The 6,553-nt window shown below is 45.9% G+C and carries 3 protein-coding genes; 1 reads left to right on the top strand and 2 read right to left on the bottom strand.

Features of this window, described 5'->3' with window-relative positions; all coding sequences use genetic code 11:
• Window positions 1-466: 466 nt before the first annotated feature.
• Both DXD25_RS05585 and DXD25_RS05580 read right to left on the bottom strand, forming a co-directional pair.
• Window positions 467-2,422: an ATP-binding protein gene (locus DXD25_RS05585; RefSeq protein WP_158556302.1), complete on the bottom strand. Its 1,956-nt coding sequence runs from the start codon at window positions 2,420-2,422 to the stop codon at window positions 467-469.
• Window positions 2,419-3,189, bottom strand: coding sequence for a two-component regulator propeller domain-containing protein (locus DXD25_RS05580; RefSeq protein ID WP_117662155.1), 771 nt, complete (start codon window positions 3,187-3,189; stop codon window positions 2,419-2,421). The genes DXD25_RS05585 and DXD25_RS05580 overlap by 4 nt, the downstream gene beginning before the upstream one ends.
• Window positions 3,190-3,485: 296 nt before the next feature.
• Between DXD25_RS05580 and DXD25_RS05575 the strand changes: the two genes are divergently transcribed.
• Window positions 3,486-6,551 (top strand): SusC/RagA family TonB-linked outer membrane protein, encoded by a 3,066-nt coding sequence (locus DXD25_RS05575; RefSeq protein ID WP_370453403.1) that lies wholly within the window; start codon window positions 3,486-3,488, stop codon window positions 6,549-6,551.
• The last annotated feature ends 2 nt before the right edge of the window (window positions 6,552-6,553 follow it).

The following is a 6,553-nucleotide window of genomic DNA, read 5'->3' as shown; positions in this document are numbered from 1 at the left end:
ATAGCGCAAAGTTACGACTTTATTTTCAAACCTGCAAGAGAATTCTGTGAAAAGTTTCAGAAAAAGTTAGGATCCCATATTTTTAAGGTAAAGATCTGTGTAAATCTGATATGCCCGTCCTCCGTTAGGCGTCCCCGCAGATATGTTATCTTATACTATCTCGGAGAGCCGGATGGAGTGGGGCTATAGTATTGGTAGTGGTAAATAACTTTACAAGTTAAATGAGGCGGGAAAAACTCTTAAAAGAAGCTGTCATTTTCCTTAAGGAAAAATATATTTTCCCTTAAGGAAAAAAATAAAAATCCTTAAGGGAAAATTCTCCATCTCTTTTTTCCCCATTTTCCGGGCGTTTCTTCCTGATTCTCTCTTTTGGGAATTTTATTTACATAGGTCAATTCCCTCACTTGCGAAACTATCGGCAGACCATCTGGGGCACTGAAGAATACAAATCACTTGCCTGCAGACTTTACTTGCCATACTTGCTCGGTGCGATTCCAAACTTGTTCTTGAAGCACTTATAAAAATAGGTGGAATCGGAGAAACCGACCTTTTCGCTGATTTCGCTTACGGTGTATTCGCCTTCCAGCAGGAGCTTGGCGGCAATACGCAGACGCTCGTTCTGGATATAGATGTTTGGCGAAACACCCATGATGCTCTTGGTGCGGTTATATACCGTGGTACGGCCCAGACTGAGCAGCTCGGCAAGGCGATCTACATTGAAGTTGTTGTCGCCGATATGCTGTGCCACGATCGCCTCCAGCTTATCCTTGAACTTCTTGTCGAGGGTGGACATCAGGAGGGTAGGCTCATTCTTCTTGAGCTCCTTCACTGGCTTGACCAGGATTACTTCTCCGCAGGAAGACTGCTCTGCTTTCTCTAGTGGAGCATTTTCCTTAAGAGTCGTTTCCTGACCAAGTGCTTTCTCCTGCTGCGCCTTCTCTTCAGCCTGCTGCTTCGCTTTCAGTTCCATAGCCACAAATTGTAGGGCTCGGGCGATCATCTCCGGCAACTGGATGTCGCTGATGAGCAGGGCTGGCTTGATTTTCCGGATGTTCTCGTACCCCGTCTTGCCATTCATGAATGTTTCTACATGGAAATAGACAGACAGCTCCGACTTGATCTGATCCAGCATGTCCGGATCATCTTCTATCACCATCACGGTAACGTTGTTGATGGCTTTCGGAGTCATCTCCTTTACAATCATCTCTATCTCGTCCTTGTCGATGCTGTGGTCATCCAGCGCCTTCTTTTCGATGATATCCTCCGGCTGATACTTGCCGGCATCATTTGGCAGGGCAAGGCAGAAACGGCTGCCTCCGAGATCCAGGGAACGCTCATAGGTGAGCGAACCCTTGTGGATTTCCGCCATCTGATGCGCCGTATAGAGACCGATACCCATACCGCCCTTGGAAGCATAGCCGTGCATGAATGGCTTGAAGAGATCAGCCTCTCTTTCCGGCTTGATACCCGGACCATTGTCTTCTACCGAGAAGAACACGATGTTGTTCTCCAGATAGAGTTTCACGCTGATAATACCCTTGTCTGGGGTATATTTCACGGCATTGCTCAGCAGGTTATACACGATGGTTTCCACCTTTTCCTGGTCGAAGAGCATCTCGTGGTTGCTGGTCCAAGGAGTGAAATTCATGGTGACGTCCTTCTGCTTGGCCACGGTATAGAGATCATTGAAGATGGCGCGCACGAAACCGATGATTTCGCCCTTTTCTACATTCAGCTTCATATTGCCCGTATTGATCTTGCGGAACTCCATCAGCTGGTTGATGAGTCGCTGCAGTCGCTTGGTTCCTCTGGAGAGGGTATTGATGTTGTTCTTGGAAGCATAGCCTTCTCCCTTGGTCATCATCTTTTCCACGGCACTCTGGATGATGGCGAGCGGGGTGCGGAACTCATGAGAGATATGGGTGAAGAAGTTGATTCGGAAATCAGACATCTGTTTCTCCAAAGCAATCTGCTGGTTCAGCTCGAAGTTTCTCAGCCATGAACGGTAGTAGAGTACTCCTGCTCCGCAGATGATGCGCAGATAGATGCACCACGCCCATACCGTATTGTACCAAGGCTGGCAGATGGTGATGTGCAGCAAGGTTTCCTCGCTCCACTGGTTGCTGCCTATACGGGTACGGATATGTAGGGTGTAGCTGCCTGGGTTCAGGTCGCTGAACTCGGTATGGTTGATGCTGGTCATCGGGCGCCAGGTATTGTCTATTCCCTCCAGATAGTATTGGTACATCGCATTCTGGATGTGCGGATAATCGAAGTTGGAGAAGTGGATGTTGAGCGAATTCTTGTCGTGTGGCAGGCTGATTTCCCGTGTATAGTTCAGCGCCTTGGTCAGGAATTGCTCATTTTCTGCTTCGTATATCGAGATACCATTGATGGCGAGGTCGGTGATGACTGCTCTCATGTGGGCTGGTGGCATGCCCGGACGAGTTTGCCCGAGTTGTCATAAAGGAAGGCATCGCCCTTGTCGGTCAGTACGGCGATATGATTGCCGTCAGTAGTCAGGGTGATGATATGCTGGTTCTTGAGCATCAGATGGCTCTTGCCATCAGGGGTGATGCGGTTAAGACCTTTATCGGATGCGATCCATACATTCAGTTTGGCATCTTCTGTCATCTGTAGCTGACGGTCGCCTATCAGCTTGCCGTTCTTTGTAGTATAGTCTGTGGCGTGAAACTTTCCGTTGCTATAGGTCAGGTATCTGGCTCCGAAATCCCCGGAAAAGAGCCACATGCCATTCTGGCTCTTGAATCGGTTTTTCAAGAGCGTAGCATTCTCCTTATCGAAATAATTGGAGAAATGAGCTGTTTCCAGGTCGAAGCAGCAGAGGATGTTGGATGGATTGTAGCCCCAGATGAGTCCGTGTTTCTCGTCGTTGATGAGCTGTGAGATGGAGTGGTGGGTCTTTTGTCCGGAGTTCTTGCTGAGATTGGTGAAGTTGATAAATTGATAGCCGTCATATCTGCTCACTCCGTTCGGCGTTCCGAGCCAGATGAATCCGTCTCTGTCCTGGATGATGTCGTTCACCGTATTGCACGACAGGCCGTCCTTAGCCGAGAGTCGTTTCCCGTTCAGTTTGATGCTGCCGGATGCCTGTAGAGGCATCAGCCAAAAACAGATGAATCCTACTATATATAATAAGGTGTAGAATGTCTTTATGTTTCTTTTCATTGATAGGTCTTTTATTTTTCTGCAAAAATACGATAAAATCCTTAGAATACAAAACAAAAAGAAAGAGAAAATGTAATGTGAAAAACAAAAAATGGGCAAAAGTCAAAAAATAAAGGTGAATGGTCAAAATATAAAGTATAGTCGGCAAGAATAAGTGTATTTTTGCACCCGAAACAATAAACATATAAACCAAAACGTAATAAGACATGGACAACAAACTATTTTTTAAGGAGTCTGTTTTGCCTGTTACTCTTTTTTGCTCAGCATTGATGTTTTCTCCTAGCGGAATAGCTCAGATGAATGCAGCAACGAATGTAGTACAGCAAGCTAAAACAGTAAAAGGTACAGTTGTAGATAACATGGGCGAGCCAGTCATTGGCGCCAGTGTTAAAGTAGTAGGCACAACCAATGGTGCCGTAACTGATCTTGATGGAAACTTTGTTTTGACCAACGTGCCAAAGAATGCTACCGTGGAAATCTCATATATCGGTTATACAACCCAGAAATTGAGTGTAGCCGGAAAGAGCGATCTGAAGGTAACATTGCAGGAAGATAACAAGGCTTTGGATGAAGTCGTGGTAGTAGGTTATGGTGTACAGCGCAAGAGCGATGTGACCGGTGCCTTGGCTCACCTGGATTCAAAGGACCTGACAGCGATGCCTGTAAAGGATGCCCTGGAGGGTATGCAGGGTAAGACTGCCGGTGTGGATATTACCAACTCACAGCGTCCTGGTACTGTAGGTAGCATCACCATCCGTGGTCAGCGTTCCATCGGTGCCAGCAGTGCTCCGCTCTATGTAGTGGATGGTATGATTATCCAGAACGGTGGTATCGAGAATATCAACCCTCAGGATATCGAGAGCATCGAGGTGTTGAAGGATGCTTCTGCTACCGCTATTTATGGTGCCCGAGGTGCCAACGGTGTTGTGCTCGTTACTACCAAGAAGGGTAAGGAAGGCAAGGTTACCTTGAACTATGCAGGTACAGTTACTTTCTCTACGCTCCATGATGTAACCAAGATGATGAACGCTGCACAGTGGATAGACTATGCCCGTCTGGCAGCATATAACCAAGGCAATTATGGCGATAAGACACAAGACTTTGCTCCTAATTATGAGAGAGATGTGAAGCTTTTCGGAGGTCAGGCAGACAGCTGGGCTAATATCAATCAGGCTTGGGTAGATGGTACTTATCATCCGGAATTAGTGGGTTCTTACGACTGGGCTTCTCATGGTAAGCAGACTGGTATTACTCATGAGCATACACTCAGTGCTTCTGGTGGTTCAGACAGATTCAAGGGTTATGGTTCTTTTGGTTATTTAAATCAGAAGGGTGTACAGCCTGGTCAGAGCTATCAGCGTTTTACCTTGAATACTTCTTTCGAGGCAAGACCTGTTGATCCATTGACATTGGGCTTCACCATGAATGCTTCATACGGTACCCAGAACTATGGTTATAACTTCTCTAAGTCTGTAACGGGACCTGGTGATTATTATAATGCATTGAACTCCATGATTCCATGGACCGTTCCTTACGATTCTGACGGCAACTATATACGTAATCCTTGGGATTACAATGTGAACATCATCAATCCTATTGATGAACTGAAGTATAATACCAACAAGCGTACCAATTTCCGAATCAATGGCAGCGCATATGCCCAATTTGACTTTGGCAAGGTGTGGAAGCCATTGGAGGGTCTGCAGTATCGCATTCAGTTTGGTCCGGAACTCCAGTATTATCGCCTGGGTATTGCCAATGCAGCCGATGGTATCAATGGAGATGGCAGAAACATAGCTCAATACAATCCATCCAATAAGGTGTCTTGGACGCTCGATAATCTGGTTTACTACAACAAGACCATTGCCAAGAACCATCGTATTGGTGTTACCCTCCTGCAGAGTGCATCTAGCTATCATTCAGAGAATGGTAATATCAAGGCTTTTGTAGCGAGTGCAGATGAACTTTGGTGGAACACAAGTTCATTGGGAAATCCACAGGCTTATTCTACTGGCCTGACAGAAACTTCGCTTGCTTCCTACATGGCTCGTGTGAATTATACTTATGCAGACAGGTATATGTTGACAGCCAGTGTTCGTTCCGATGGTGCTTCTCAGTTGTCTGATGGTCATAAGTGGGCATCATTCCCATCTGTAGCTCTTGGTTGGCGTATTGATCAGGAGAAGTTTATGCAGAAGGCTGATTTCATAAGCAATTTGAAACTTCGTCTGGGTTATGGTATTTCCGGTAACTATGCAGTTAGTGCTTATGCCACACAGGGTGCTGTACAGAGCAACTACTATGCATGGGGTAGCATGGATCCTACAGTGGGTTACTTGCCTTCTGATGCTTCTGCCAAGAATCCGAACAAGATGGCGAACCTCGACCTCGGTTGGGAGAAGACCAAGCAGTGGAACGTAGGTCTCGACTTCGGCTTCATCAACAACCGTATCAGCGGTAGTGTTGACTACTATCACAACAAGACTACCGATCTGATTCTGGCTACTACCATACCTTCACTTACAGGTTATACCAGCACATTTGCCAATGTAGGTGAGACTTCCGGTTGGGGTGTTGATTTGCAGTTGAATGCCATTCCTGTGAAGACTAAGGATTTCGAATGGAACACCAGTTTGACCTGGACCATCGACCGCAACCGCGTGGATAAGTTGAATAATGGTGTAGAAAAGAATGTAAACGACCGTCTCTTCGTAGGTGAGGAAATTGGTGTTTACTACGACTATGTATATGATGGAATCTGGAAGTCTTCGGAGGCTGATGAAGCTGCCAAGTTTGGTCGTAAACCTGGTCAGATCAAGGTGAAGGATGTAAATCCTGATGGTAAGATTGATGCAAATGACCGTCAGATTGTAGGTAAGGTTCGTCCTCGTTGGTCTGGTGGTTGGCATAACACATTCAGCTACAAGAACTTTGAACTTTCCTGCTTCATCTATGCACGATGGAAGTTTACTGTAGCCAAGGGTGCTGAGACTCTTGGAGGTATGTATGCTATGCGTGATGTGGATTATTGGATTAAGGACATCAATGAGGATGCTGAGTATTACTCTCCTGGCTCTCAGGGTCAGAACGCTGATACTTTTTCTGGCTCAATGAATTATCAGGATGGTTCTTACATCAAGATGCGTAATATCTCTCTGGGTTATACATTCCCTAAGAAGATCACAAGCAAAATGGGTATGAGTAACCTAAAGGTTTATGTTCAGGCCATGAACCCATTCACCATTTACAAGAAGTGCAAGTGGCTTGATACCGACCTCTTGAGTTATGATAACAACTCAACTTCTTACGGTTCAGGTACAACCATCAAGAGCTGGGTTATCGGATTAAACATTGGATTCTAAAT

It is taken from the genome of Prevotella sp. TF12-30 (genome assembly GCF_003436715.1).
Classification (GTDB): Bacteria; Bacteroidota; Bacteroidia; order Bacteroidales; family Bacteroidaceae; genus Prevotella; species Prevotella copri_A.
Note: the sequence above shows the minus strand (reverse complement) of the source record. Positions and strands in the feature narration are given on the sequence as shown.

Coding starts and splice junctions, on each gene's coding strand:
- DXD25_RS05585 (WP_158556302.1), bottom strand. CDS start 2,422: ATGAGAGCAGTCATCACCGACCTCGCCATCAATGGTATCTCGATATAC.
- DXD25_RS05580 (WP_117662155.1), bottom strand. CDS start 3,189: ATGAAAAGAAACATAAAGACATTCTACACCTTATTATATATAGTAGGA.
- DXD25_RS05575 (WP_370453403.1), top strand. CDS start 3,486: ATGAATGCAGCAACGAATGTAGTACAGCAAGCTAAAACAGTAAAAGGT.